Raw genomic sequence first — 24,422 nt, forward strand, 5'->3', positions numbered from 1 at the left:
AAGCTGATTAAAAAGCCCGACCTTTTCTACATCATTAGAATATCTGAAATATACTTTCCTTCCAAATCTGGGAACTTCCAGAACTTCCGAGATTTTTCCGTTTTTGCGTATGGGAACTACAAGATAGCTTTCATTAAATTTATCCAACGTCATTGCATAATCCCATAATGGAATTCCATGCTCTTTCCTGATCTCATTTTCATGCTCACCGTAGATTTTAATAATATTTTTGATGTAGATTTCATCTTCTTTCCATAAACTTTTAGAATGATAGGATTCGGATGCAGGATCGGAAGAAGAATAAATCTCATCGTGCACACAGGAGTGCAGGAGAAAAAGAAATACTGCCATGAAAGACAGCCACGAAATCATTTTTTTTGTCATAGTCATTTGTTTTTTGTGGGTTAAATATAATTTTTTTATAATAAGATGTATTTTTTTGTTTTGGTTAAAAAATTGTATTAAACTTTCATATAAATTTCAGTAAAAGCAAAACTAAAATAAAAAATCTTTCAGCATCATCGATATTTTGTTATTTTTGATCTAAATATCGATATTATGAGCATAGGGACTAAAGTAAAAAGATTCAGAGAAGCAAAAGGGCTTTCCCAAGACGATTTGGCGTTACGTCTGGACGTTGCGCAGAGCACCATTTCCAGTATAGAATCTGATAAAAATATTCCCAATTCTTTATTATTAAGTAATATTGCAAAGGAATTGGATATAAATATGAATGAGCTATTTGATGATGAACGAACCATTAATAATGTTTATGATAACAATGATAAAGTTGCGATAGGCTTTGGTAATAATAATACATTTACTGTAGGTGGTTTATCTGAAAAATTAGTTGAATTATACGAAGAACGTATCAAAGAATTAAAAGAACAAGTACAGGAACTTAAAGAAGAAATAAAAGTTTTAAAAAATAAATAGAACCTGTTTAGGATAGCATCATCTCAGGTTAAGATGTTCTTATCTCCAATAAGTTTTCGCCGTCTCAAGTTGAGAAAGTCTAAACCTAAAAGGAGGGTTGCCTTCTCGCAGTGAGACACCTTTAATCGAAACACGTTCTACTTGTCTCATATAGAGAAACTTTCAAACCTAAAACAGAAAACAACAATTGATAAAAAATTAAAAAGCCCTGATTTCTCAAGGCTTTTCATCTATATTTTAGAAAGTAAATTTCTGAAACTCGTTTTCTCATCAATAATTCTTCTCAGTTCAGAAACCGGAACTCTTTCCTGTTCCATTGTGTCCCTGTCCCTTATCGTCACGGTATGATCTGTTAAAGAATCGTGGTCGATGGTGATACAATATGGTGTTCCGATTGCATCCTGTCTTCTGTAACGTTTTCCGATCGCATCTTTTTCTTCGTAGAATAAGTTGAAATCGTATTTCAGATCGTTGAAAATCTGTTCTGCGTATTCAGCTAAGCCGTCTTTCTTCATCAATGGAAGAATTGCAGCCTTAATGGGTGCTAAAGCCGGAGGTAAAGATAAAACCGTTCTTTCCGAACCGTCTTCCAATACTTCGTCTCTTAAACAATGAGAGAATAAAGCCAAGAACAATCGGTCTAAACCAACCGAAGTTTCCACCACATACGGAACATAGTTTTCGTTTCTTTCCGGATCGAAGAACTGAAGTTTTCTGCCTGAAAATTCTTCATGCGCTTTTAAATCGAAATCCGTTCTTGAGTGAATACCTTCCAGTTCTTTGAAACCGAAAGGGAAATTAAATTCAATATCTGCTGCTGCATTCGCGTAGTGAGCCAGTTTTTCATGATCGTGAAATCTGTAATTTTCGCCACCCAAACCTAAAGCCAAATGCCAGTTCAGACGCTTTTGCTTCCATTGCTCGTAGAATTCAAGTTCTGTTCCCGGAGCTACGAAAAACTGCATTTCCATCTGTTCGAATTCACGCATTCTGAAGATAAACTGTCTCGCAACAATCTCGTTTCTGAACGCTTTTCCAATCTGTGCAATACCGAAAGGAAGTTTATGACGGGAGGTTTTCTGTACATTCAGGAAATTAACGAAAATTCCCTGCGCAGTTTCCGGTCTTAAATAAAGATCCATTGCAGAATCTGCGGAAGCCCCTAACTTAGTTCCGAACATCAGGTTGAACTGTCTTACCTCCGTCCAGTTTTTAGAACCCGTATCCGGATCAGCAATTTCCAGCTCTTCAATTAACGCTTTTACATCAGCAAGATCTTCATTTTCTAAAGATTTTGCCAGTCTGGAAAGGATTGCTTCCCTTTTGGCTCTGTATTCCAAAACTTTTGGATTTGTTGCCACAAACTGTTCTTTATCAAAAGCCTCACCGAATCTTTTCGCTGCTTTTTCAATCTCCTTGTTCTCCTTATCTTCAATTTTAGCACAGTAATCTTCCACCAAAACATCTGCTCTGAAACGTTTCTTAGAATCCTTATTATCAATCAATGGATCGTTGAAAGCGTCTACGTGCCCCGAAGCCTTCCATGTAGTCGGGTGCATCAGGATTGCCGAATCAATACCCACAATATTTTCGTTAAGCTGTACCATCGCTTTCCACCAGTATTGCTTGATATTATTTTTTAACTCGGCTCCGTTCTGTCCATAATCATAAACAGCGGATAAACCATCGTAGATCTCACTCGAAGGGAAAATAAAACCATATTCTTTAGCGTGAGAAATCACTTTCTTGAAAACATCTTCTTGCTTTGCCATAATTTTTTAACGTCTGAAAGTACAAAAATAGTGAAAAAGCGGGAAGTTGGAAGCGGGAAGACGGAAGTTTTTATATTCGTGTAGTTTAGGAGCCGGGAACCTGCTGTCCACTGTATCTTTTCTGTGGCGGTCTCCACTTCGTTCTGCCTGCCACAGAAAAGGATGCCATTTCCATCAAGGCTATTGAGTATTATACGGTTTCAAAACCTAGCGGGTTTTTAAAACCCGTTAGGTTTAAGGGATATAAATCATTTTAAGGAGGTAATGAATTATTCATCAAGGCTTTCTTCAAGTTTTTCCAAAGAATTGATGACCAAAGATATTTTTTCTTTCTGTTTTCTGATCTGTCTCGGTCTGATAATAAACCAACTGATGGCACACCATAAAAAAGTTAATCCATACACAGCGGCAACGCCGAGCCACGACATTTTTAAAGTAAGTTCATAAAAATAAATGGCAAAACCTAAAGAAAGGGAGAGGTAGTAAAAACTCAATCCTCTCGTCTGCATGTAGATCTGTTGTTGCTCTGTTTTTTTCATAGTAAGCAAATATTCCTGATTACTTGCAGAAGTATTCACTTTCTTTAAGATAGTAACGTTTTGATATACCAGATAAGTATAAGAAACGAGACCGATAAGCATAAACACAATTCCCCATTTTGTTGTGAAGAAAGTAAATTTTACAAATATCCAGATGGTAATTACTATAATTGTTATAAATAATAATAGGGCAATAAGTCCGATATCTTTTAATAATTGTCTTTTTCTGTATTTCTCAGCTTTTGCTTTTATTTCTTTGATATCCGGAACTTCAATGTTTTTTTGATTCCAGATTTCCTGAAAATTATAATTGGTTGGCATATTTTGCAAATTTTTCGGTTAATTTTTCTTTGATTCTGTGTATTTTAACTCTCACATTGGCAGGTGAAATTCCCACAACTTCGGCAATGTCTTTCTGCTTCATTTCTTCTAGTTCCAGGGAAATGATAATTCTTTCCAGTTCAGGTAATTCGGAAATACACTGATAGAGAAAGTCAGTCATTTTTTCCTGTTCCTGCTTATGTTCCTTATCTGAAATATCTTTTATCTGATAAGGAAGTTCATTTTTAGGCATTCTCTTTTCCACATTTACCTGTCTCAGACAAATATTGGTTGCAATTCTGTAGATCCAGGTTCCGACATTCGCTTCCTGCCGGAATTTTGGCAATTGCTGAAAAACGGCTACAAAAGTTTCCTGACAAAGATCCTTAGCCATATCGTCATCATTTACATACCCCATGCAGAGTCGAAAAATCTTTTTCCAGTAGGTATGATAAATTTCTTCGAAGTTTAAGTTGTGCATGTATCGTTTTTAGAATTTAGAGAACATCCAACCGAAAATGTTACATCATTTAAGTGAAGATAAAACCTTTTTATTATTCCTAAGGAATCGTTTATCTTGAAAATCTCTACTTTTGCCGGATGTTAGAAATTCTTTATCGCGACGAACATCTTATCGCCATCAACAAACCCAGCGGATTGTTGGTTCATAAATCTTTTTATTCGGGAGAAGCCGATACGTATGCGATTCAGGAACTGAGAAAGCAGATCGGGCAAAAAGTGTATCCTGTCCATCGTTTAGACCGGAAAACTTCGGGTGTTTTGCTGTTCACTTTAGATAAAGAAACGCTGAGAATCATGAGTACCCAATTTGAGGAAAAAAGGGTTGAAAAAAAATACATTGCCATTTTACGAGGCTGGACAAAGGAAGAGGAAAAAATTGATTATGATCTGATTAACGAAAACGAAATTACGCAAAATGCAATAACATACTATCGCCGTCTGCAGACTTCAGAGATCGATTTACCTTTTTTAAAACATCAGACTTCACGATATTGTCTGGTAGAAGCCATCCCCGAAACAGGACGATTTCATCAGTTGAGAAAACATTTTAAACACATTTTACATCCCATTTTAGGCTGTAGGAAACATGGCTGTAATAAACAGAATAAATTATGGCTTCAGACATTTGACATTAATAAAATGACGCTTCACGCTCATCAACTGACATTTAATCATCCTTTTTCCAACGAAAGAATTACGGTAAATGCGACTATTGATGAGGATTTCAAAAAAGTAGGGGATATTTTGAAACTGGATTTGAGCGCATATTCTTAATTTCTTAAACTTCCATCAACTTTGTGAAGACTTCTCACATTTAAATTAATGACCGAGGTTTAGCCCCGATTGTAATGAAAATCCTTTTTTGCAAAAAAAGATTGTAATGGAAAGCGGGAAATAGCTCCTGAAAGCAATTTAACAAACGATCGTAGATTTAGCACATTACACAGATCTTATGTTTTATAGATACCGTTTATAATAGATTTTCTATAAAATATCATACGTTAACCAGACATTAATTTTAAAATGAGTATTTTTGTAAAACTTTTTTTCAATGTACAAATCGCTCATTCGTCCGATTCTTTTCAAATTCGATCCTGAAGAAGTGCACCATTTTACTTTTTCAATCTTAAAAAATTTCGGATTTCTTACCAAATTATTTTTTCCAAAACCTATTGAAGACAAGCGTCTGGAAAGAGAAGTTTTTGGCTTGAAATTTAAAAATCCTGTTGGTTTGGCAGCCGGTTTCGATAAAAATGCAGTTTTGTTCAATGAATTGGGAGATCTTGGTTTTGGATTTGTGGAAATTGGAACCGTAACGCCGAAAGCTCAGGCGGGAAATCCTAAGAAAAGACTGTTCCGTTTAATTGAAGATGGCGGAATTATCAACCGAATGGGCTTCAACAACGACGGTCTGGAAGCAGCGATTGAAAAACTGAAAGGCAATAAAGGAAAAATCATCATCGGTGGAAACATCGGAAAAAATACGAATACTTCTCCCGAAAATTACACGCAGGATTATCTGGAATGTTTTGAAGGGCTTCATCCTTACGTAGATTATTTTGTGCTGAATGTAAGCTGTCCGAATGTAGGAAGCCACGCCAAACTGGAAGATGTAGAATACCTTCGTGAACTGATTACGGAAGTGAAAAAAATCAACCAGTCGAAATCTGTACAGAAACCAATTCTGCTGAAAATTGCTCCGGATCTGAATACCAATCAATTAGATGAAATCATTGAACTGATTGCAGAAACAAAAATCGACGGAATTGTAGTTTCCAATACATCAGTGAACCGGGAAGGTCTGAAAACGTCACCTGAAGTTTTAGCGGAAATCGGAAACGGCGGATTGAGCGGAAAACCTATTCGTGAGAGAAGCACAAAAATGATCAAATATCTTTCTGATAAAAGCAACAGAGCATTCCCGATCATCGGAGTAGGCGGAATTCATTCAGCAAAAGATGCGCTTGAAAAGCTGGATGCAGGAGCAACGTTGGTTCAGTTGTACACAGGTTTCATCTACGAAGGTCCGGAATTGATTCAAGATATTAATAAGGAAATTTTGACGAGAGCGGGTCGTTTACCAAGATAAGTTGAAACGATAAAAATATAGAAGTATAATAAACTTTTTTACTAAACAGTAATTCAAAAACTACTGTTTAGTAGTTGAAAGTTTTACTTAAGGATTCACAGAACCTGCACAAACACCATTAATGCATGCGCCCGCTAATGTAACTGGTCCTGAATTATTTCCTACAGCACCTGGTCCGAATCTTTGTGGGCAAATACTTTTAGAATTACAAGGACATCCTACAGGAACAATTTCAAGTGCACTTTGACAATAATTGTTGTCAGGATCATATACTACTAAATTTGTTAATCCACCTGTTATTTCTTTTAGAGCTTTTCTTGATAATGGAGTTGCTCCATTTAATAATTTTTTCATATTAATGAGATATTTATCAATCTCGAAAATACTCTTTTCTTTCAATAGGAAAAACAAAAAAAATATAAAATATGTTAATTTTTTATCTTGACTTTGTAATTGAAGCATTTTTCACATCTACAGTCAAATTGTAAAATGAGCCCGATGTTTTTTTAATGTTGAATTTCAAAATTTTTGAATTTTTTATCTTCCAAAATTATAAAGATGTAAATTAGCCAAATCATAAACTCCCGTCAAGGGAATTTTCTTTTTGTATTTATCATAATAATACCAACCTTTCACAAAATGCTGATACTGATGACAATCGATAATTCCATCATAGCTCAACTGCATTGTGACAGGATTTCCGGCAATCTTTCCTTTGAAAATTTGAGAAGAATCTATTACTTTTTTTAATTCAATTTTCTGGCAAAGTAAAAATGTTAGGCTTAAAGAAAATAACAGTGAGAGTATTTTTTTCATGGTTTGATTGTAACTTAATTTAAAATGTTCACAAGAAAAAATGCGCAATCGTATAAATAATCAGCCCTACCAAACCACCGACGATCGTTCCGTTCACACGGATGAACTGAAGATCTTTCCCTACTTCCAGTTCCAGCTTTTCGCTTAATTCTTTTCCCTGCCAATTTCCGACGGTAGAACTGATGAGGTTTCTGAATTGATGGGTATTTTTTAGAATATATTTGTAAGCGGTAACACGAACCCAGTCGTCGATTTTTTTCTGAAAATTTTCGTCGTTTTTTAAATTCTGTGAAAATTCATTCAGATTTTTAGATAAATATTTCTTTAATGAAGATTCATCGTCCTGAAGTTCTTTCGTTAACGTATTTTTAATGGAAATCCAGATGTCGTTGGAATATTCATTCAGCTTGTCGTTTTTGAGGAGATCATTTTTAATGTTTTTGAATTCCTCTTCCCATTTGGGATCCTGTTTGAGTTCATTGGAGAAATCATAGATTTTCTGGGTGATCAGATTTCGTATTTCGTGGTTCGGATCTTGTTCAATCTCTTTGAAAAAATCTGAAAGTCCGGTGGTAATTTTATCAGCAATTTTATTATCCACAAAAGCCGGAATAAAAGTATAGCTTCCTTTTTTCACGCGGTCTTTAATCATTTCATCATTTTCAGCGATGTAATTTTTAATCTGAGAAGAAAGATTGGTAATAATCCTTTGATGATCGTTTTTGTCTAAAAGATAGTTGATTCCGTTGCCTAAAATGGCGTTCAGTTTGATGTTATCGGTCATTTCAGACACTTTTTTGCTGATAAAACGGCTTACTTCCGAATCGTCGAGCTTATTTAAAATATCCAGAACAATATCCGAAAGGTTTTTAAGCAAAACATCCCGATTTTTTTCTTTTCCGAGCCATTCTCCCACAAAATTCGAGATTTTTAATTTCTGGATATAAGGTCTGATGTTTTCCGGAGAAAGAAAATTAGTTACGACAAAATTTCCCAGATTGTCTCCCAGTTTCTGTTTGCTGTTTTCAATAAGATTGGTGTGCGGAATCGGTAAACCAAGCGGATGGCGGAAAAGGGCTGTTACGGCAAACCAGTCTGCCAAAGCTCCCACCATTGCCGCCTCGGAAAAGGCACGAACGTAACCTATCCAGTGCGAGTCTATGGTTTTTTGCAATAGGGTAGTCCCGATAAACAGAACTGCCATCAACACAAATAATCCTGTGGCAAATGCTTTGTATTTTCTGAGCTGTTTTCTTTTGGCTTCATCATTCATATCCTCAAATTTAGTAAATTTGGTTGTGAAATTTCACCTGTTAATATTGTTGTAAAAATTTTTAATTCGTTATTTTCATTTCTCAAAGGCATCGGTTTTGATGCTTACATTTTGTCTTTGATAAAAAATATTTAAAATTCTATGGAAAACCAAGCAAAAAACAATCCATACTACTCCAGAACAGATACTTCAAAACTCGATATTTCCAATGAAGAATGGAGAAAAATCCTGTCTCCGGATTTATATGCCATTGCCAGAGAAGCCTCAACGGAAAGACCATTCACCGGAAAATACAATGAATTTGATGAATTGGGAGAATATTACTGTGCGGTGTGCGGAAACCATTTATTCCGATCCACTTCAAAATTTTCGAGCAGTTGTGGCTGGCCAAGTTTTTTTGAAGCAGATAAAGAAGGAGTGTATTACAAAAGAGATACGACCTACGGAATGGAAAGGGTAGAAGTACTCTGCAAAAGATGCGATTCGCATTTGGGACACGTTTTCGATGATGGTCCTCAACCAACGGGATTGCGCTACTGTATGAATTCCATAAGTCTGGAATTTGTTGCAGATTCTGAAAAATAATATTATGATGAGCTATGAAAGAAGTTATTAATTTTGATGAACGGAAACCTATTTGGATTGCATTATCTGATCTGTATTTGGATACGGAATTAAAACAGGATTTTCATTTAAAATATATAGCTACCACAATATCCCAAAGCTCGTATACTTTTGATGAGGTGAAAAAAATTAATAAGTATGAAGTTTTTCCTGTACTTTTTTCAAATTTGCTGCATCCTGCAGGTGAATGGTTTGCGTTTGATGAAAGGATAATTATAAATGGTATTATAGAGTGGATAGAATCAAAAAAACCTTTAGATTTACTGGCTGTTGAATGGGTTTATATGGTATATAAAGACATCAATGAAGAATATTGGGATGAAATTGAATATCTATATAATAAAATAAGAAGTAGCTCATTATCTGGTAGTTAAAATTTCTTAAATTGCGTTAAACTTTGTGGAGTTATTGCGCTTACCCTAATTATGTTTTATACATTTGCTGACTCAATTGGATTTAACATAATAGTGAAATAGTGAATGAAAGCATTGTATAGCTTATTAGGTGCAGCTTACATCGTTACTACTTCATTCTATTTGTCTCCAAAAAAGGCAATCGAAAAGAATGAAATCAGTACAAAAAAAATTGTAAGATTAGCCGACACGAAATCTGAGAAATCTGCGGCAACAGCAGTAAGTTCTTCAGAAGAATTATACAGATCTATTGTTTTCGAGCAGGGACACGAACTTAATGAGGAGGTTTTTTTCAAAGCAGTAACAGGTTTTGAAAATATGAAGAAAGCAGGTTTGCTTAACGGGGATTCGCATTTACTTACGGTATGCGATTTTTCTATGTCTTCGAACACAAAAAGACTTTGGGTAATTGACATGAATGAGAAAAAAGTATTGTTTAATTCATTGGTGGCACACGGAAAAAATACAGGCGAAGAATTTGCTACGAATTTTTCTAACACGGAAAGTTCGTTGCAGAGCAGCTTAGGATTTTATATTACCGATGCAACGTATGACGGCGACAACGGCTATTCTCTTAGATTACTTGGAATGGACAAAGGATTTAATGATGCAGCCTACAGAAGAGCCATCGTTATGCACGGCGCAGATTATGTAAGCGAAGAATTTGCCGCCATGCATAAAAGAATCGGCAGAAGTTGGGGTTGTCCCGCTGTTCCGAGAGATTTAACAAAACCGATCATTAATACCATAAAAGGAAGAAATCTTCTTTTTATTTATTATCCGGATCAGAATTACCTTTCCAAATCGGAGTGGTTGAAAGCATAACAGAAAAGCAGTCGGATTTGACTGCTTTTTTTATTGTATTAAATTTTCCCATTATAGTTGTCATTCTGACGAAGAAAGAATCTACAAAATAGTATTTTCTCTCAGTTAACACAGCCTTTTTATACGGCAATATCAGCTCAATCAGTAAGATGTGCTAGAGATTTATTCAAAAAGCTTAAGAAAACTTCTTAAAAATCAACGTGGCATTGTGTCCTCCGAAACCAAAAGCATTGCTTAGCGCATAATTGATATTCTTTTCTTTCGCTTCTCCAAAAACAATATTCAGATCTTTCGGGATGTTTTCATCAATCCTGTGAAGATTAATGGTTGGCGGAATAATTCCGTTTTCTATTGCTTTGATTGAAAGAATGGCTTCCGCAGCTCCGGCAGCTCCCAGCAAATGTCCCGTCATGGATTTTGTAGCACTGATGTCAAGATTTTTACTTCCTTTAAATAATTTATTGATTCCGTTTAATTCTACCAAATCTCCCATTGGGGTAGAAGTGGCATGAGGATTCACATAATCAATATCTTCGGTGTTGATTCCTGCTTCCTGTAAAGCCAGTTGCATCGCTTTAATGGCTCCAACTCCATCGGGATGAGGTGCTGTCATGTGATACGCATCGGCTGTCATCGCAGCTCCCACCAATTCTGCGTAAATTTTTGCGCCTCTTGCTTTAGCGTGTTCGTATTCCTCAAGAATTAAGGCTCCTGCGCCTTCTCCCATCACAAAGCCGTCTCGTTCTGCATCATAAGGGCGGCTTGCGGTGGCAAAATCATCATTTCTTGTAGACATGGCTTTCATAATCGAGAAACCTCCAATGGAAGCGGGAGTGATCGCAGCTTCAGAACCGCCGCTCACGATTACTTTGGCTTTTCCTAATCTGATGTAGTTAAAAGCATCCATCAATGCGGTATTTCCTGTAGCACATGCAGAAATCGTTGTATAATTGATTCCCTGAAGTCCGAATTTCATTGAAATCATTCCTGAAGCCATGTTGGCAATAAATTTAGGTACAAAGAAAGGATTGAATCTTGGTGTTCCGTCTCCTTTGGTAAATTCCATCACTTCACTTTCGAACGTCCACATTCCGCCCTGTCCGGTTCCCCAGATTACTCCGGTGTCGAACGGATCCATTTTTTCAAGCTCTAATCCGGAATCTTTTAAAGCTTCCGCTGTGGAATACATCGCGTATTGGGAAAAAAGATCACTTCTTTTGATTTCGTTATGTGTTAAATGAACTTTCGGATCAAAATTTTTAACTTCACAGGCAAAATGAACTTTAAATTTTTCTGTATCGAAGTGGGTGATTTTGTTGGCTCCGCTTATGCCGTTGATGCTGTTGTTCCAGAATTCTTCAACATTATTTCCTAAAGGCGTTACTGCGCCAAGTCCTGTAATGACAACTCTTTTCATTTAATTGCTGATTTTGAATAAATTAGAGGTTCCTCTTGCAATTAAGCGCGTTTTATCTGCATTCCAGATTTCGCACTCTGCGTTTACAAATTGCTTTCCTCTTTTGATGATTTTCGTTTCAGCTACAATATTATCATTTTCTTTTGCTGTTGAAAAATAATCGATGCTGTTATTTATGGTTACGATAAAGTTTTTTTCGTTTAACGAGAACATGGTGGCTCCGATAACATCATCAAAAATGGCTGCGGTAACCCCGCCGTGAAGATTTCCCATCGGGTTCAGCCATTCCTGCCTTACTTTATATTGGAACTCCAATTGTCCTTCTTCTGCCGAAAGAACAACGGGATTCAACCATTTCATAAATGGGGAAGGAGATGCTGTAAACTCTTTTCCGATGAATGATTTTATGATTTGTAATTTATCCATATGAATTATGAGATATTTTGTTTAATTTCTTTGTCGATAACCTCTAAAATCCTGTCTAAAGCGAGATTGAGATATTTTTCGTCTTCTGTGGTTTTGGATAAAAGAATTCCGCCTTCAATCATCATTACCAATAATGAGGCAAATTCCTCCGCGTTAATTTCAGGCTTGAATTCTCCGCTTTTTTGCCCTTCAATGATAATGTTTGAGATGGTTTTTATCCAGTCCTCAAAAGAATGCCGTACTTTCTTTCTAAGTTCCGGAAAGGAGTCATTACATTCTGTCGCTGCATTCATTAGCGGACAGCCGCCGTTTTGGAAGACTATTTTCCAGTTTTTTCTGTAAAATGCAATAAAAGCATACAGTTTGGCAGACATCGTAGGATATTCTTCACCAAAAGATCTCTGCATATTTTTCTTAAGAATTCCTGCATTGAACTGATATACTTCAAGAGCTACTTTATCTCTGTTTTCAAAGTTTCCGTAAATACTTCCTTTGGTTAAACCCGTCGCTTTTGTAATGTCCGAAAGGGATGTAGAGGTATAGCCTTTGGTATTAAACAAAGAGGCGGTTTGCTCAATGATGAATTGTTTTGTCTTTTCTGCTTTTGACATTTTTCTGCTGAATTCCTGCAAAGATACAAAAATATACCAATCGGTATATTTTATAATAAGATTAAATGTATCCGTTATTAAACATTAAGATTTCTTGTAAGAAGTTTAGATTAATTAAGTTGAATATTTTATTTTTTAAATTTTGGCTAAAGCCTTATGGTTTATTTTTTGAATGAAAAAACGGGCTTCAGCCCGTTCCTATTCATGTTGATATTAAGATTTTAAATAATTTACGTGAAGAGCTTAATTAATCTAAACTTCTTACAAGAAATCTTAATGGCTCAAATTCTTAGTTCGCCAAAGTAGCTTCCAAAGTAATTTCGAAATTGAAAGCTGCACTTACAGGACAACCTTCTTCCGCAATTTTTGCATATTTCTGGAATTCTTCTTCTGAAATTCCGGGAACTTTAGCCGTTAACGTTAATTCAGATTTTGTAATTTTTCCTGCGCTCGGATCCAAAGTAATAACAGATTTTGTCGTTAATTCTTCCGGAGTATAGCCTGCCTGAGAAAGTTCTGCACTTAATTTCATGGTGAAACAACCTGCGTGAGCCGCTGCCAGTAATTCTTCAGGATTTGTTCCCACTCCGTCTTCAAATCGGCTGTTAAAAGAATACTGAGTCTGGTTTAAAGTGGTGCTTTGTGTGGTAAGATGTCCTTTTCCTTCTTTAATAGTTCCGTTCCAAACGGCTGTTGCGTTACGTCTCATAATGTTTTTGTTTTAATATTGTTATTTTGATGTGACAAAGGTATTGCAGATTTCGTTCCAGATAAATACACAAAAAGAACTAACTATTGTACTTTTTTCCCGAATTGTAATTTTTTTTGAAATTTGCAGGGGTACTTCCGATTTTTTGTGTGAAAAGACGGTTGAAATAAGCAGGATCTTCATAGCCCAGATCGTAAGCGATTTCTTTCACCGGTTTATCGGTATAAAATAAAAGTCTTTTGGCTTCCAGTAAAATTCTGCTGATGATAAACTGGTTAGGAGATTCCAGATTTAAATTCTTGAATTTATGCGTGAGTGTCTTTGGAGAAATATGAAGCAGTTCTGCATAATCAGCCACATTATGTTTTTCCCGGAAATGAAGTTCAAGCAAACGGCTGAAATCCCGAAAGATATCCAGTTCGTGTGCCGGAATTTTTATTTCATCATTATTCAGATTCTGCTTTTTCCATTTTCTGGTGGCGCGGATGATAATTTGTTTAACGTAGGTTCGGATCATTTCCTCTGCGGAAGAATCTTTCCATTCCAGTTCGTTTCTGATGCTTTGAAATAAATGTTGAATTGCAGAATTTTCTTCGGCATCCAGTTCAACAAGAGGAATTTCAAACACATTATGAAAAAGCAGTCCGTCGCAGGCGACTTCTTTATCATGAATCTGAATACAGTAAAAATCGCGGTTATAATAGATCAGATGCGATTCGCCGCTTCCTTTTTCAATTTGCAGATGCTGATTCGTCAGAAAAAATATGGCAGGATTTTCTGTTTTATAATTCCTGAAATCCACATACAAGTCGTATCCTGCAGGAATATAGAAAATTTTAATTTCAGATTTGTATTTGTTGTCTTTAAAATCGTGCAGATTGTTTTCGGAAAAAGTTTCGAATCCCAGTTTCTTGTACTGGTCTTCAAAGATAAGTGTTTGCGACATCCTTTTGCTTTCCTATAAATGTACAAAAAAGCATGATTCCAACACTATTAAATTATTGAAACCATGCTTAATAATATAAATTTAATTGCTGAATTTTCTGAACCATTATGAGGATTTAAGTGGTTAAGTTTAGTTTAGAAAATCAAATTGATTTTAATAATGATAAAACTAAAAAAGCGAAGCTCATCTTAATATTCTAAACTCCTTAACAGAAATCTTAATGGTTTAAACTAATTGCAAATAATATTAATTCTGGTTTTTAGCTTACGACTCCAACTCACTAACGCTAGAACCCTCAAACTCTAAAACTTAAAAAGTAACATCCAGTCCCACATAAAAATTAGCTTTCATGATCGGAGCATACACCATTCCGCCGTCAAAATAATTTCCGAAAGGATTTTTAACATCAACAATGGCATTTTTCTGATAATAGGAAGTTAAATTTTCTCCTCCAAGATACGCCCTGATTTTCTTATTGAAATTCCTTGAAATCTGTGCATTTAAAACCGCATAGGATTCGGAATAGGAAGGAAGCTGAAATTCCGCAGGATTCGATGAAGTATTGGGAAGCCTCTGTTTTCCGACTGCATTCAGTGTGGTGTCGAAACTCCAGAATCCACCTTTGCTGTTTTTGTTGGTAGAATAGGCAAAATTCACAAAACCTCTGTGTTTTGCCATGAAAGGAACTTCACGTCTTCCATCCAGATAATCTGCCTGAACATCGTAATATTTGTAAGCCAGTCTCACTTCAAAATTTTTGAAAGGGATAAAATCCCACTGAGTCTGGAAAGAATTGGCAAAAGATTTTCCGTTAAGATTATAGAAAGTTAATTGTTGAGGAGACCGGTCCAGATCCACCATCACCTGATTCTGAAAATCTGTTCTGAAAAAATCGGCTACCACGGTAGATTTTCTTCCGAAAAGTTTGAATTCCTGCTGTAAACTGGCTCCGTAATTCCAGGCAATTTCAGGTCTTAAACCGTAAATATTCCCTCCGTTCTGCAAAATCTGAATCGATCGGTTGGATGCGAAATACTGCTGACTTTCGGCAAAAATGTTTGCCGTTCTGAACCCTCTTCCTGCGGAAAGTCTCAAAATCGTCTGCGGGGTAAAATCATATTTAAAATTCAGTCTCGGCGTGAACTGCGTTCCGGCAAGATTATGAAAGTCTACTCTCGCTCCGGCAACTAAGGTGTATTTTAAACCCGTTAAAGTATATTCCGCAAAAGCTCCCGGAACAATTTCGTTTCTTTTAATCGTTGAGGTTAAGTATGTTTCGTCATATCCATCATACATGAAACTCGCTCCGGCTTTGTATTTATGATTGGTATTTCCCAAAATACTTTCAAAAATTAAATTGGAATAATACGTCTGCTGCTTTCCGGAATAATTTCTCAGTCCGAAAAAGCTGTCCTGCTGATGAAAAGTGTACTGGTTCATCCAGCCCAGACTCTGGTAGGGTTTTCCTTTAAAAACATATCCTGTTTTATTCCAAACCTGAAATCTGGAGATGTCAATTCCAACTCCGTACAGCGACTGCTTTTCCTGTGGCATTTTTTTGTCAAACCCGATCTGTCCCGAAGTTCTTTCGTCTTTGATGAAATTAATTCCAAAATGCGAACCCAATCCTGAGTTTTCCAAATCATTGTAATTCAATAAATAAGCTGCGTTTAACTGTGTTCCTTTCGGTCTGTCCAGAAATCCATCATCATTCATATCCGTATCTCCGAAAGTTCCGTTTCCGTGCAGTAAAAATGTTTGCGACCATTTTTTGTTGATGGGTGAAACACTGGTGATATTGGCTTCTGCTCTTCCGTTAAAATCTGAAAATAAATTCAATGAAGTCTCCGGCTTTTCTGCATTTTTCAGCAATTCTGTATTAATTTGTCCTGTAATGCTTTCGTAACCGTTCGTTACGGTACTTCCGCCTTTGGTAAGCTGAATGCTTTCAATCCATCGTCCGGGAATGAAATTCAGTCCGTAAGCAGAAGCCAAGCCGCGGATTTCGGGCAGTAATTCTTTTGTCAGGCTCGTGTATTTCTGATCTAGACCTAACATTTTCAGTTGTTTTGTTCCTGTAACCGCATTGCTGAAAGAAACATCAACCGTTGCGTTAGTTTCAAAACTCTCAGAAAGGTTACAGCAGGCTGCTTTCAGGAGCTCTTTTTTATCAATATTAAAAATAAGTCCTGCTTCTTTTTTGTTTAAAGACGTTGCTGCTTTTGATCCGTTTACCGTAACGCCTTCAATATTTTTTTCATGACTGCCGTGATTTTCACCCGCTGTGTTATGATCACTGTGGTCGGTGTGTTCTGAAGGATTTCCTTCTTCCGTATGAACTTTAGGATTTGCTTCTCCAAAAGGAATTTCTCTGTCATACAGACAGCATGAAGGCAGATTTTTATATGTGTTGTCGCTGGATTTATACTTCTCGTTATCATGCCCAACTTCCGCAATTTTCTTTAAAATTTTGTCTGATGAAGTTGTATCCGGATCAAAATTTAAAGTCACGATTTGCCTCTCGGCATCCCATTCTGCGAATTTTGCTCCTGCATCTTTGGCGGCTTTTTCAATTCGTACTTTGCAGGATTCGCAATTGCCTTTTACATAAAACTCATTCTCTTTTTTAGCATGATTTTCATGATTATCAATAGGTTGTGGCTGTAAGTCTCGGTTGTAATGACAACATCCCGGAAGAGCTTCGTACGTTTCGGCAGAGGCTTTGAATTTTTCGTTGTCATGACCTGCTTCGGCGATTTTTTTTAATATTTCTTCAGAAGAAGCATTGTTGTCTGTTTCAATAATTAATGTCTGTGAATCAATTGAATAGGTTGCTGTTTTTGCACCTGCTTTCTTAGCAGTGTTTTCGATTCTTTCTTTGCACATCTCACAGTTTCCTTTTACTTTGAATTGGTTTTTAGAAAGATTCTGGGCAAAAATACATTGTACGGATAATAAGAATACACCAAGAATAATCCTGGAAATATATAATTTCATTTTGTTTAAAATTTAGATTAATTAAAGCTTTAATGCTGCAATGTAAACATCAGTTCGATAACCAGTCATTCTGATGCTGGTAAACCGATGTTTAGTAACATTATTTTTAATTAAGCTATTTTCGGCGGCTGCCAGATTTCTTTTAAACGGCTTGAAAGGTATGGATCAGAATATTCGAACTGTAAATTTTTATTCGATTTGTAATACGAATATTCTAATTGTAAACTCTTAGAAAAAGGAGTTTCTATAAAAGTATAACAGGCTAAACACGTTGAGCAGCAATCGTCGTTACAATTTGATTTCTGTTCTTTTTTGTGATGATTGTTTTCGGAATTTTGAGAATGATCTTTTTTACAGCAGCTCATTTCAGAATCTTTTTTGCAACAGTTTTCCTGCATATTCTGTGCATAGAAACTGTCTTTAGGAACTAAAAAAATTCCCAAGCAGAAAATAATTAAGATGATCTGAAAAAATTTCATTACTACAAAAGTACAAAATTTCTTACAATGGCTCTCCAACTTTCTTCGCACAGTCATGCCAAGGCTCTCCATGCGGAGGATTTACCGCCGGTTTCGGACCTGTTGGAGCGGGTGTCGGAGCCGGAGCCGGAGCGTTTTGTGCCATATTCTGCTGTACAGGCTGCTGAACCGGAGCCGGTTTACTGTTCAAAGGTTGTCCTACCGGAATATCGCATCGGTGTCCCGGTTCTCCGTGAGGCGGATTCATCCCTTTCGGAGTTTTTACGGTTTTTGCTTTTCCGCTTTGGTCTACGGAAAATTTTCCGGGTTGTAAAGAATTCGGATCAATCTGAATGGTCTGTCCCTGCGGAGCATTTACCGCAACATTCTGAGTTCCCTGTTGAGGTTGTGCAGGAGCCGAATTTAATGGCTGTCCGACTGGGATATCGCATCTGTGGCCGGGTTGACCGTGTGGCGGATTCATTCCGGGAGAAGTAACGGTTGAAGTTCCCGACCCTGTTGTTGTTTTAATTCCCGCCTGATCCAGAATAGAAGCTTTAGGAGCCTGATTAACCGCTACAGGAGCCTGCTGAACTCCGGTTTCTTCTTTAAGATAAGTAGCTCTCTCATCCTTCTTACACGATACAGTAAAGATAGAAATGGCAAGTATGCCTAACAATGTATTTTTCATATAAAACAAAATTAGCAAAACATTTTTAAATGCTTTGCCAATTTTATAATAATAGTGATATTTTAGAATTAATTCTTAACCAAAAGTCTGAATCCTTCTCCGTGTACGTTGATGATTTCCAGTCCTTCGTCGTCTTTCAGAAGTTTACGAAGCTTAGCAATATAAACGTCCATACTTCTTGCCGTAAAATAGTTTTCTTTTTTCCAGATCTTTCTCAACGCTAGGTCTCTCGGCATGAAATCGTTCCTGTGGATGCAAAGAAGCTTCAACAGTTCGTTTTCTTTTGGAGAAAGCTTGTATTCGTTGTCGCCGACTCTCAGTTGTCTCAGCATAGAATCAAAGAAAATATTGCTGATCTTGAACTGTTCCTGCTCTTCATTTTCCAACGTGGAACTTCTCTGAAGAATTGCTTTAATTTTATATAAAAGAAGTTCGGTATCAAATGGTTTTGTGATGTAATCATCTGCTCCCAACTGATATCCTTTTAAGATATCTTCTCTCATATTTCTTGCAGTTAAGAAAATGATCGGTGTATTTTTATCTATTTTTTTTACGTCTTCTGCTAATGAAAAACCGTCTTTTTTAGGCATCATCACGTCGAAAATACAGATATCGAATTCGTTTTCCGTAAATTCTTTCAACCCCTGTTCTCCGTCTGTAGCAAGAGTAACTTCGAAGTTATTTATCGTTAAATAATCCTTCAGCACTGCCCCAAAACTCTGGTCGTCTTCTACTAATAATATTCTGTTGCTCATAGTTTTAACTATTAATCGTTAATAATTTTGAATGAACAAGTCATTCTCCTCTTTTCTAATATTTGTTTATTGGTTAAATTTTTATCTATGCCATTGGAAGCTTAATCGTAAATGTACTTCCTTTTCCTTTTTGTGAATCTACAATAATCTGTCCTTTATGGAGTTCCACAATCTTTTTAACATAGGAAAGTCCTAAACCCTGTCCTTTCACATTATGAATATTTCCTGTTTCTTCCCTGAAGAATTTTTCGAAAATTTTCGTTTTATTCTGGGTTTCCATTCCCATTCCTTTATCTGAAACTTCAATTACATAAAAATGCCCTTCATTTATTGTTTTAATAGAGATTTCAGGCGTTTCCGGCGAATATTTATTGGCATTGTCCAAAAGGTTTACCAGCATATTCGAGATGTGGAATTCATCAATTTTAAAATTATAATTCGTTGCATTAAATTCCTCTCTCAGCGTACCGTTTCTCTGCTTTACAATAAGGCTGAAAGATTCTGCCGTTCTTCTGATGAGTTCTCTTACATTGGTTTCTTTCAGGAATAATTTTACCTCATTACGCTCAAGTTTAGACATATTAAGAACGTTTTCCACCTGCTTTTTCATCCTCAGATTTTCCTGCTTAATCAGTTCCGAATAGTATTTTACCTTTTCCGGATTGGTTGCAATCTTATCATTTGCCAAAGAATCTGTTGCCACAGAAATTGTTGCCAGAGGAGTTTTAAACTCATGAGACATATTGTTGATGAAATCCGTTTTCACTTCCGCCAGTTTTTTCTGCCTCATCATATAATTAATGGAAATAATATAAATTCCCAAAATGGTAAGAAGCGAAAGAAAAGTTCCCAAAAGCATCGGCCAGTTGTTCATGGCTAAAGAATAATCTTTCTTTGGAAATACCAGAGCGAGACTGTAAAGTGTTCTTTCTTTCTGATCCGTAAAAAGCGGATAACTATATGTATTGTTATCTTTTTTCTCCTTATAATCTTTATTGAAAACTTTGGTGAGATTATTATTCTTATCAATAATTCCGTAACCAAATTTCGCGCTGATCCCTCTGATTTTTAATTCTTTAGTAATAACAGAGTCTAGAATTTTTGCATCAACTCTTTTGCTGATCGGTAAATTATTTCCTATAATCTTCGCATATTCTTTCATCGCGTAATCTCCATTCTCCAGATCCTGATTAATGTCTGCGGTAAGAATTTCACGATTGGTCGTATCTCTTTTTATTTTATATGCCGCTTCGTCAGAATATAATTTTGTAAGCTTGATGGAGTCTCCCTGTTTGGAAATCGGAAGCTGACTTTTTTCAATAATATTTTTAGAGTAAATGATCTGTCTCTGCGTTCCGGAATCTTCTACCTGCTGAATCGTCGTTAACGTAGGCTGATCGCTGTTTGCTAAAATATTGTTTCTGAAATCCTTATTGTCAATATTTAAATATTTATCTACTTCAATTTCTTCCATGTTTTTGGAAGTACTTTCCAATGCGGAATACACTTTATTGGAAAACTCCTGTTCCAGTGCACCGTAATAATTTTTCAGCCAATAAAACTGGAGCGTAACAAAGACAATCAGTGAAATCGTCATAAACACCGAAATTATTGGGATGAACTTATTATTCATTTACTTTATTTTAATCGTTTTTGAAATAATGAGTGTTAAAATTAATTATTTTATGACTTGATAAACAAAAAACGCGCCATAAAATTGTGTAATTTTTCTTAAAAAGGTGTTATTTAACATTTTTTTATAAATTTTAACTTAGTTGTACAACAAAAGTCATTGCAAAAAAAATGGAAAGTAAAAATTTACTCTCCATTTTTTTTATTGCTAAAGTATTTCCTCGTCCTGAAAATACTGAATAATTGCTTTCTTCATCAAAAGCTGCTGCTCATTCGGTTTCAGTTCCGGAAGATCTTCCAGCTTATCGAAGTGAGGATATCCATCGTCGTCGTAATGCGAAAATTTATAATATCCGAAAGGCTCCAGTAATCTGCACACTGCAATGTGGATTAAATTCACCTTATCATCTTTTGTATATTTTTGCTGTCCGCTTCCCAGTTCCTGAAGTCCGATCAGAAAAAGGTAGGTTTCTATCGGAGCATTTTTTTCCGTATCGAAATTTTCAATGAAAAATTGCTCTACTTTTTGCCATAGTTCCGCTTCGTTCATCATAATGTATCAATCAATTCTCCGTGTTATTATTTTTGTCCTGCTCTTCAGATCTTGCCGCATCCTTTTTTCTTGCGAGATCCAGAAGCTGTTCGAATTTTTCATTCTTCCTTTCGCGGAGGTATTCCTGTTTTTCAATTCTGTTGATTCTGTTTTTCTGAAAAAGGTAATACACCACTGCAAGACCAAAGAAAATAATCAGGAGTGTCATAAAATCGGTTTAATATTTATTTTCTAATTTCATCAGGAAAGCATATTCCAAAGCATCTTCTTTCAGAGATTCAAATCTTCCGCTCGCTCCGCCGTGTCCTGCGCTCATGTCTGTTTTGAAAATCAGGATATTGTCATCCGTTTTCAGCTCTCTCAGTTTTGCCGTCCATTTTGCAGGCTCCCAATATTGTACCTGCGAATCGTGCAATCCGGTGGTAATCAAAAGATTTGGGTAATCTTTAGCTTCTACATTATCATACGGCGAATATTCTTTCATATAATGATAATATTCTTCATCATTCGGATTTCCCCATTCGTCGTATTCTCCTGTTGTTAAAGGGATGGTTTCGTCCAGCATGGTCGTTACAACGTCCACAAAAGGAACCTGTGCTACAATTCCGTTAAACAGGGAAGGTTCATAATTCATTACTGCTCCCACCAATAGTCCTCCTGCGCTTCCGCCCATGGCGTACAAGTGCTTTGAAGAAGTATAATTTTCTTTAATTAAAAATTTTCCGGCATCAATAAAATCGAAGAATGTATTTTTCTTGAACAGCATTTTTCCGTCTTCATACCATTCTCTTCCCAGATATTCTCCGCCTCGGATGTGGGCAATCGCATAAATAAAACCTCTGTCTAATATAGAAAGTCTCACGTTCGAAAAACTTGCATCAACGGTATGTCCGTAACTTCCATAACCATATAAAAGTAAAGGCGTATCCGCAGATTTTGGGGTGTCTTTATGGTAAACCAGAGAAATAGGAACTTTCGCTTCTCCGTCTCTGGAATCTGCCCAGATTCTTTCGGAAATATAATTTTCGGCAAAGAATTTTCCGCCCAAAACTTCCTGCTGTTTCAGAAGCTTTGTGGTTTTTTCCTTCATATTATATTCGTAGGTGGAACTTGGCTGTGTAAGAGAAGTGTAGCCGTAACGAAGAACTTCCGTATCAAATTCCAGATTTACTCCGATGTAAGCGGTATATGTAGGATCTGAAAAAGGCAGATAATGCGATTCCTGCGTTTTTTCGTCAATGATCTTAATCTGTAACAGACCTTGTTCTCTTTCCTCAAGAACCAGATAGTTTTTAAAGATCTCAAAACCCTCCAGCAGAACTTCCGGACGATGCGGAATGACATCCACCCAGTTTTCCATTCCGCAGTTATTAATCTTTGTCTTTACAATTTTAAAATTAAAAGTATCGTCTGCGTTGGTAATGATGTAGAATTCATCTTCGTAATGTTCAACCGAATATTCCAGATCATCTATTCTGGGCTGAATAATCGTCCAGTCTGTGAAAACATCATCCGAAGGAATAAATCTGTGCTCATCCGAAATGGTACTCGAACTGGCAATGAAAATATATTCCAGAGATTTGGTTTTGAAAACATTAACGTCGAATGTATCATCTTTTTCGTGGAAAATCAGCACATCATTCGAAGAATCTGTTCCCAGTTTATGTCTGTACACCTGAAAAGCTCTTAAGCTTTCATCTTTTCTGATGTAGAAAATATGTTCGTTATCATTTGCCCAGACTGCTTTTCCTGTGGTGTTTTCAATTTCATCAGCAAGAGTGTCTCCTGTCTGTAAATTTTTGAATTTAATGGTGTAGATTCTTCGGCTCACATTATCCGTTGAAAATGAAGCCAATTGGTTATCCGGAGAAACAGCAACGCTTCCGACTTCAAAATAACTTTCACCTTCTGCCAAAATATTAACGTCCAGAATAATTTCTTCTTCGTTTTCGAGACTTTGGTATTTTCTGCAGAAAATAGGATATTCTTTTCCCTCTTCATAACGAACGATATACCAGTATTCATTAAAGAAATAAGGTAAAGATTCGTCATCTTTTTTATAACGGGCTTTCATTTCCTCAAAAAGTTCCTCCTGAAAAGGTTCTGTATCTTTCATGATGAAATCTGCATACGCATTTTCTTCTTCGAGATATTTTATTACTTCCGGATTTTCTCTTTCGTTGAGCCAGAAGTAGGGGTCTAACCTTTTATCACCGTGTGTTTCAAGTATTTTTTCTATTTTTTTTGCCTTTGGAGCTTTCATTTAATGTTAATTCTTGTTCAAATTTAGTTAAAAAAAAACCATCTTTCCGGTAAGAAAAGACGGTTGCTTTATATTTTATATTAAAAACTTATTTATGTAGTGCTTTAATATACTTTTCCAATGCCATGGTCATGGACGGAGTTTCCTTTGTAGGAGCCATTAAATCTACTGTTAGTCCTGCTTCTTCTGCTGCTGCTGAAGTAGTTGCGCCAAAAACGCCGATTTTTGTTTCTTCCTGCTTGAAATCCGGAAAATTCTGCTGTAAAGACTTTATTCCCTGCGGACTGAAGAAGATCAGCATATCATAATCTTTTACATTAATGTCTGTAAGATCGCTGCAAACCGTTCTGTACATGATGGCTCTTTTCCAGTCTACATTAGAAGCCTCCATTGTTTTGGTAATATCCGGGCTTAAAACATCTGATGAAGGCAAAAGATATTTTTCGCTCGGGAATTTTTTAAACAGTGGAAGAAGATCCGAGAAATTCTTTTCCCCGAAGCTGATCTTTCTTTTTCTGTATACAATATGCTTTTGAAGATAGTTCGCAATGGCTTCCGACTGACAGATGTATCTCATCGTATCAGGAACCGAAAAACGAAGCTCTTCAGCTAATCTGAAATAATGGTCGATCGCGTTTTTACTCGTGAAAATAATTCCGGTATATTGCGTAAGATCGATCTTTTGTGTTCTAAGCTCTTTATTGTCAACTCCTTCGACGTGGATGAAAGGGCGGAAATCAATCTTTATCTTTTCCTTCTTTGCAATTTCCAGGTACGGAGACGACTCACTTGGCGCTGGTTGAGAAACCAATATAGACTTTATTCTCATCATTG

At 36.3% G+C, this 24,422-nt stretch carries 27 protein-coding genes; 6 read left to right on the plus strand and 21 right to left on the minus strand.

What is annotated here, in order from left to right:
• On the minus strand, positions 1 to 384 hold a 384-nt coding region (locus DD829_RS09085), incomplete at its 3' end, for a hypothetical protein (RefSeq protein ID WP_194294693.1).
• 174 nt (positions 385 to 558) lie between these two features.
• Between DD829_RS09085 and DD829_RS09090 the strand changes: the two genes are divergently transcribed.
• Positions 559 to 936: a helix-turn-helix domain-containing protein gene (locus DD829_RS09090; protein ID WP_116547686.1), complete on the plus strand. Its 378-nt coding sequence runs from the start codon at positions 559 to 561 to the stop codon at positions 934 to 936.
• A 230-nt stretch (positions 937 to 1,166) separates the two neighbouring features.
• On the opposite strand, the gene DD829_RS09095 is transcribed toward DD829_RS09090, so the two are convergent.
• The 3 genes from DD829_RS09095 to DD829_RS09105 form a co-directional block, all read right to left on the minus strand.
• Entirely contained in the window at positions 1,167 to 2,708 is a 1,542-nt protein-coding gene (locus DD829_RS09095; protein WP_108410323.1) for a glycine--tRNA ligase, read from the minus strand.
• 269 nt (positions 2,709 to 2,977) lie between these two features.
• Positions 2,978 to 3,568 carry a hypothetical protein gene (locus tag DD829_RS09100; RefSeq protein ID WP_116547687.1) on the minus strand — a complete coding sequence of 197 codons (591 nt, stop codon included), beginning with the start codon at positions 3,566 to 3,568 and terminating at the stop codon, positions 2,978 to 2,980.
• Entirely contained in the window at positions 3,552 to 4,049 is a 498-nt protein-coding gene (locus tag DD829_RS09105; RefSeq protein ID WP_108411758.1) for an RNA polymerase sigma factor, read from the minus strand. The genes DD829_RS09100 and DD829_RS09105 overlap by 17 nt, the downstream gene beginning before the upstream one ends.
• Before the next feature lie 119 nt (positions 4,050 to 4,168).
• Here DD829_RS09105 and DD829_RS09110 point away from each other — a divergent pair, with 119 nt between their 5' ends.
• Together DD829_RS09110 and DD829_RS09115 are read left to right on the plus strand one after the other, a co-directional pair.
• Positions 4,169 to 4,864, plus strand: coding sequence for a pseudouridine synthase (locus DD829_RS09110; protein WP_108411757.1), 696 nt, complete (start codon positions 4,169 to 4,171; stop codon positions 4,862 to 4,864).
• Between the two features lie 277 nt (positions 4,865 to 5,141).
• Complete coding sequence (locus DD829_RS09115; RefSeq protein ID WP_108411756.1) at positions 5,142 to 6,179, plus strand: quinone-dependent dihydroorotate dehydrogenase; 1,038 nt, start codon at positions 5,142 to 5,144, stop codon at positions 6,177 to 6,179.
• A gap of 87 nt (positions 6,180 to 6,266) precedes the next feature.
• Here the strand turns inward: DD829_RS09115 and DD829_RS09120 are convergent, their stop codons facing one another.
• The 3 genes from DD829_RS09120 to DD829_RS09130 all read right to left on the minus strand — a co-directional run bounded on the left by DD829_RS09120 (position 6,267) and on the right by DD829_RS09130 (position 8,268).
• Complete coding sequence (locus tag DD829_RS09120; protein ID WP_116547688.1) at positions 6,267 to 6,641, minus strand: hypothetical protein; 375 nt, start codon at positions 6,639 to 6,641, stop codon at positions 6,267 to 6,269.
• A 75-nt stretch (positions 6,642 to 6,716) separates the two neighbouring features.
• Complete coding sequence (locus DD829_RS09125) at positions 6,717 to 6,995, minus strand: hypothetical protein (RefSeq protein WP_116547689.1); 279 nt, start codon at positions 6,993 to 6,995, stop codon at positions 6,717 to 6,719.
• A gap of 28 nt (positions 6,996 to 7,023) precedes the next feature.
• Positions 7,024 to 8,268, minus strand: coding sequence for a DUF445 domain-containing protein (locus tag DD829_RS09130; protein ID WP_108409119.1), 1,245 nt, complete (start codon positions 8,266 to 8,268; stop codon positions 7,024 to 7,026).
• A 141-nt stretch (positions 8,269 to 8,409) separates the two neighbouring features.
• Here DD829_RS09130 and msrB point away from each other — a divergent pair, with 141 nt between their 5' ends.
• From msrB to DD829_RS09145, 3 genes are all read left to right on the plus strand, one after another.
• Entirely contained in the window at positions 8,410 to 8,853 is a 444-nt protein-coding gene (msrB, locus tag DD829_RS09135; RefSeq protein ID WP_108409118.1) for a peptide-methionine (R)-S-oxide reductase MsrB, read from the plus strand.
• A gap of 14 nt (positions 8,854 to 8,867) precedes the next feature.
• Positions 8,868 to 9,266 (plus strand): hypothetical protein, encoded by a 399-nt coding sequence (locus tag DD829_RS09140; protein WP_108409117.1) that lies wholly within the window; start codon positions 8,868 to 8,870, stop codon positions 9,264 to 9,266.
• A gap of 105 nt (positions 9,267 to 9,371) precedes the next feature.
• Positions 9,372 to 10,130, plus strand: coding sequence for a murein L,D-transpeptidase catalytic domain family protein (locus DD829_RS09145; protein WP_108409116.1), 759 nt, complete (start codon positions 9,372 to 9,374; stop codon positions 10,128 to 10,130).
• A 175-nt stretch (positions 10,131 to 10,305) separates the two neighbouring features.
• Here DD829_RS09145 and fabF read toward each other — a convergent pair whose 3' ends face one another.
• The 14 genes from fabF to DD829_RS09215 form a co-directional block, all read right to left on the minus strand.
• Positions 10,306 to 11,547, minus strand: a complete 1,242-nt coding sequence (gene fabF, locus DD829_RS09150) for a beta-ketoacyl-ACP synthase II (RefSeq protein ID WP_108409115.1) — start codon at positions 11,545 to 11,547, stop codon at positions 10,306 to 10,308.
• Positions 11,548 to 11,973 carry a PaaI family thioesterase gene (locus DD829_RS09155; protein WP_076391530.1) on the minus strand — a complete coding sequence of 142 codons (426 nt, stop codon included), beginning with the start codon at positions 11,971 to 11,973 and terminating at the stop codon, positions 11,548 to 11,550. It lies immediately after the preceding gene.
• Between the two features lie 5 nt (positions 11,974 to 11,978).
• On the minus strand, positions 11,979 to 12,584 hold the full coding sequence (locus DD829_RS09160; RefSeq protein WP_108409114.1) for a TetR/AcrR family transcriptional regulator: 606 nt from the start codon (positions 12,582 to 12,584) through the stop codon (positions 11,979 to 11,981).
• A 289-nt stretch (positions 12,585 to 12,873) separates the two neighbouring features.
• On the minus strand, positions 12,874 to 13,293 hold the full coding sequence (locus tag DD829_RS09165) for an OsmC family protein (protein ID WP_076391534.1): 420 nt from the start codon (positions 13,291 to 13,293) through the stop codon (positions 12,874 to 12,876).
• 79 nt (positions 13,294 to 13,372) lie between these two features.
• On the minus strand, positions 13,373 to 14,239 hold the full coding sequence (locus DD829_RS09170; RefSeq protein WP_116547690.1) for a helix-turn-helix domain-containing protein: 867 nt from the start codon (positions 14,237 to 14,239) through the stop codon (positions 13,373 to 13,375).
• A 309-nt stretch (positions 14,240 to 14,548) separates the two neighbouring features.
• Entirely contained in the window at positions 14,549 to 17,236 is a 2,688-nt protein-coding gene (locus DD829_RS09175) for a TonB-dependent receptor domain-containing protein (RefSeq protein ID WP_108410431.1), read from the minus strand.
• Positions 17,237 to 17,346: 110 nt separating this feature from the next.
• A complete protein-coding gene (locus tag DD829_RS09180) occupies positions 17,347 to 17,679 on the minus strand; it encodes a hypothetical protein (RefSeq protein ID WP_228408156.1) in 333 nt (110 codons plus the stop codon).
• A gap of 58 nt (positions 17,680 to 17,737) precedes the next feature.
• Positions 17,738 to 18,385: a hypothetical protein gene (locus DD829_RS09185; RefSeq protein WP_108410433.1), complete on the minus strand. Its 648-nt coding sequence runs from the start codon at positions 18,383 to 18,385 to the stop codon at positions 17,738 to 17,740.
• A gap of 68 nt (positions 18,386 to 18,453) precedes the next feature.
• Entirely contained in the window at positions 18,454 to 19,140 is a 687-nt protein-coding gene (locus tag DD829_RS09190; RefSeq protein ID WP_027380477.1) for a response regulator transcription factor, read from the minus strand.
• Between the two features lie 85 nt (positions 19,141 to 19,225).
• Complete coding sequence (locus DD829_RS09195; protein ID WP_108410434.1) at positions 19,226 to 20,773, minus strand: sensor histidine kinase; 1,548 nt, start codon at positions 20,771 to 20,773, stop codon at positions 19,226 to 19,228.
• Positions 20,774 to 20,980: 207 nt separating this feature from the next.
• A complete protein-coding gene (locus DD829_RS09200; protein WP_076391546.1) occupies positions 20,981 to 21,325 on the minus strand; it encodes a hypothetical protein in 345 nt (114 codons plus the stop codon).
• 10 nt (positions 21,326 to 21,335) lie between these two features.
• Complete coding sequence (locus DD829_RS09205) at positions 21,336 to 21,533, minus strand: hypothetical protein (protein ID WP_116547691.1); 198 nt, start codon at positions 21,531 to 21,533, stop codon at positions 21,336 to 21,338.
• 9 nt (positions 21,534 to 21,542) lie between these two features.
• The gene (locus DD829_RS09210) at positions 21,543 to 23,588 is read right to left on the minus strand and encodes a S9 family peptidase (RefSeq protein WP_108411597.1); all 2,046 of its coding nucleotides are present in this window, start codon (positions 23,586 to 23,588) and stop codon (positions 21,543 to 21,545) included.
• An 88-nt stretch (positions 23,589 to 23,676) separates the two neighbouring features.
• The gene (locus DD829_RS09215; RefSeq protein WP_108411599.1) at positions 23,677 to 24,417 is read right to left on the minus strand and encodes a uroporphyrinogen-III synthase; all 741 of its coding nucleotides are present in this window, start codon (positions 24,415 to 24,417) and stop codon (positions 23,677 to 23,679) included.
• Positions 24,418 to 24,422: the final 5 nt, after the last annotated feature.

This window comes from Chryseobacterium sp. HMWF035 (assembly GCF_003094695.1).
Lineage (GTDB): Bacteria > Bacteroidota > Bacteroidia > Flavobacteriales > Weeksellaceae > Chryseobacterium > Chryseobacterium gambrini.

Coding starts and splice junctions, on each gene's coding strand:
- DD829_RS09100 (WP_116547687.1), bottom strand. CDS start 3,568: ATGCCAACCAATTATAATTTTCAGGAAATCTGGAATCAAAAAAACATT.
- DD829_RS09175 (WP_108410431.1), bottom strand. CDS start 17,236: ATGAAATTATATATTTCCAGGATTATTCTTGGTGTATTCTTATTATCC.
- DD829_RS09205 (WP_116547691.1), bottom strand. CDS start 21,533: ATGACACTCCTGATTATTTTCTTTGGTCTTGCAGTGGTGTATTACCTT.
- DD829_RS09145 (WP_108409116.1), top strand. CDS start 9,372: ATGAAAGCATTGTATAGCTTATTAGGTGCAGCTTACATCGTTACTACT.
- DD829_RS09160 (WP_108409114.1), bottom strand. CDS start 12,584: ATGTCAAAAGCAGAAAAGACAAAACAATTCATCATTGAGCAAACCGCC.
- DD829_RS09210 (WP_108411597.1), bottom strand. CDS start 23,588: ATGAAAGCTCCAAAGGCAAAAAAAATAGAAAAAATACTTGAAACACAC.
- DD829_RS09200 (WP_076391546.1), bottom strand. CDS start 21,325: ATGATGAACGAAGCGGAACTATGGCAAAAAGTAGAGCAATTTTTCATT.
- DD829_RS09195 (WP_108410434.1), bottom strand. CDS start 20,773: ATGAATAATAAGTTCATCCCAATAATTTCGGTGTTTATGACGATTTCA.
- DD829_RS09155 (WP_076391530.1), bottom strand. CDS start 11,973: ATGGATAAATTACAAATCATAAAATCATTCATCGGAAAAGAGTTTACA.
- DD829_RS09165 (WP_076391534.1), bottom strand. CDS start 13,293: ATGAGACGTAACGCAACAGCCGTTTGGAACGGAACTATTAAAGAAGGA.
- msrB (WP_108409118.1), top strand. CDS start 8,410: ATGGAAAACCAAGCAAAAAACAATCCATACTACTCCAGAACAGATACT.
- DD829_RS09190 (WP_027380477.1), bottom strand. CDS start 19,140: ATGAGCAACAGAATATTATTAGTAGAAGACGACCAGAGTTTTGGGGCA.
- DD829_RS09215 (WP_108411599.1), bottom strand. CDS start 24,417: ATGAGAATAAAGTCTATATTGGTTTCTCAACCAGCGCCAAGTGAGTCG.
- DD829_RS09110 (WP_108411757.1), top strand. CDS start 4,169: ATGTTAGAAATTCTTTATCGCGACGAACATCTTATCGCCATCAACAAA.
- DD829_RS09105 (WP_108411758.1), bottom strand. CDS start 4,049: ATGCACAACTTAAACTTCGAAGAAATTTATCATACCTACTGGAAAAAG.
- DD829_RS09185 (WP_108410433.1), bottom strand. CDS start 18,385: ATGAAAAATACATTGTTAGGCATACTTGCCATTTCTATCTTTACTGTA.
- DD829_RS09125 (WP_116547689.1), bottom strand. CDS start 6,995: ATGAAAAAAATACTCTCACTGTTATTTTCTTTAAGCCTAACATTTTTA.
- DD829_RS09130 (WP_108409119.1), bottom strand. CDS start 8,268: ATGAATGATGAAGCCAAAAGAAAACAGCTCAGAAAATACAAAGCATTT.
- DD829_RS09170 (WP_116547690.1), bottom strand. CDS start 14,239: ATGTCGCAAACACTTATCTTTGAAGACCAGTACAAGAAACTGGGATTC.
- DD829_RS09140 (WP_108409117.1), top strand. CDS start 8,868: ATGAAAGAAGTTATTAATTTTGATGAACGGAAACCTATTTGGATTGCA.
- DD829_RS09120 (WP_116547688.1), bottom strand. CDS start 6,641: ATGCTTCAATTACAAAGTCAAGATAAAAAATTAACATATTTTATATTT.
- DD829_RS09115 (WP_108411756.1), top strand. CDS start 5,142: ATGTACAAATCGCTCATTCGTCCGATTCTTTTCAAATTCGATCCTGAA.
- fabF (WP_108409115.1), bottom strand. CDS start 11,547: ATGAAAAGAGTTGTCATTACAGGACTTGGCGCAGTAACGCCTTTAGGA.
- DD829_RS09095 (WP_108410323.1), bottom strand. CDS start 2,708: ATGGCAAAGCAAGAAGATGTTTTCAAGAAAGTGATTTCTCACGCTAAA.
- DD829_RS09090 (WP_116547686.1), top strand. CDS start 559: ATGAGCATAGGGACTAAAGTAAAAAGATTCAGAGAAGCAAAAGGGCTT.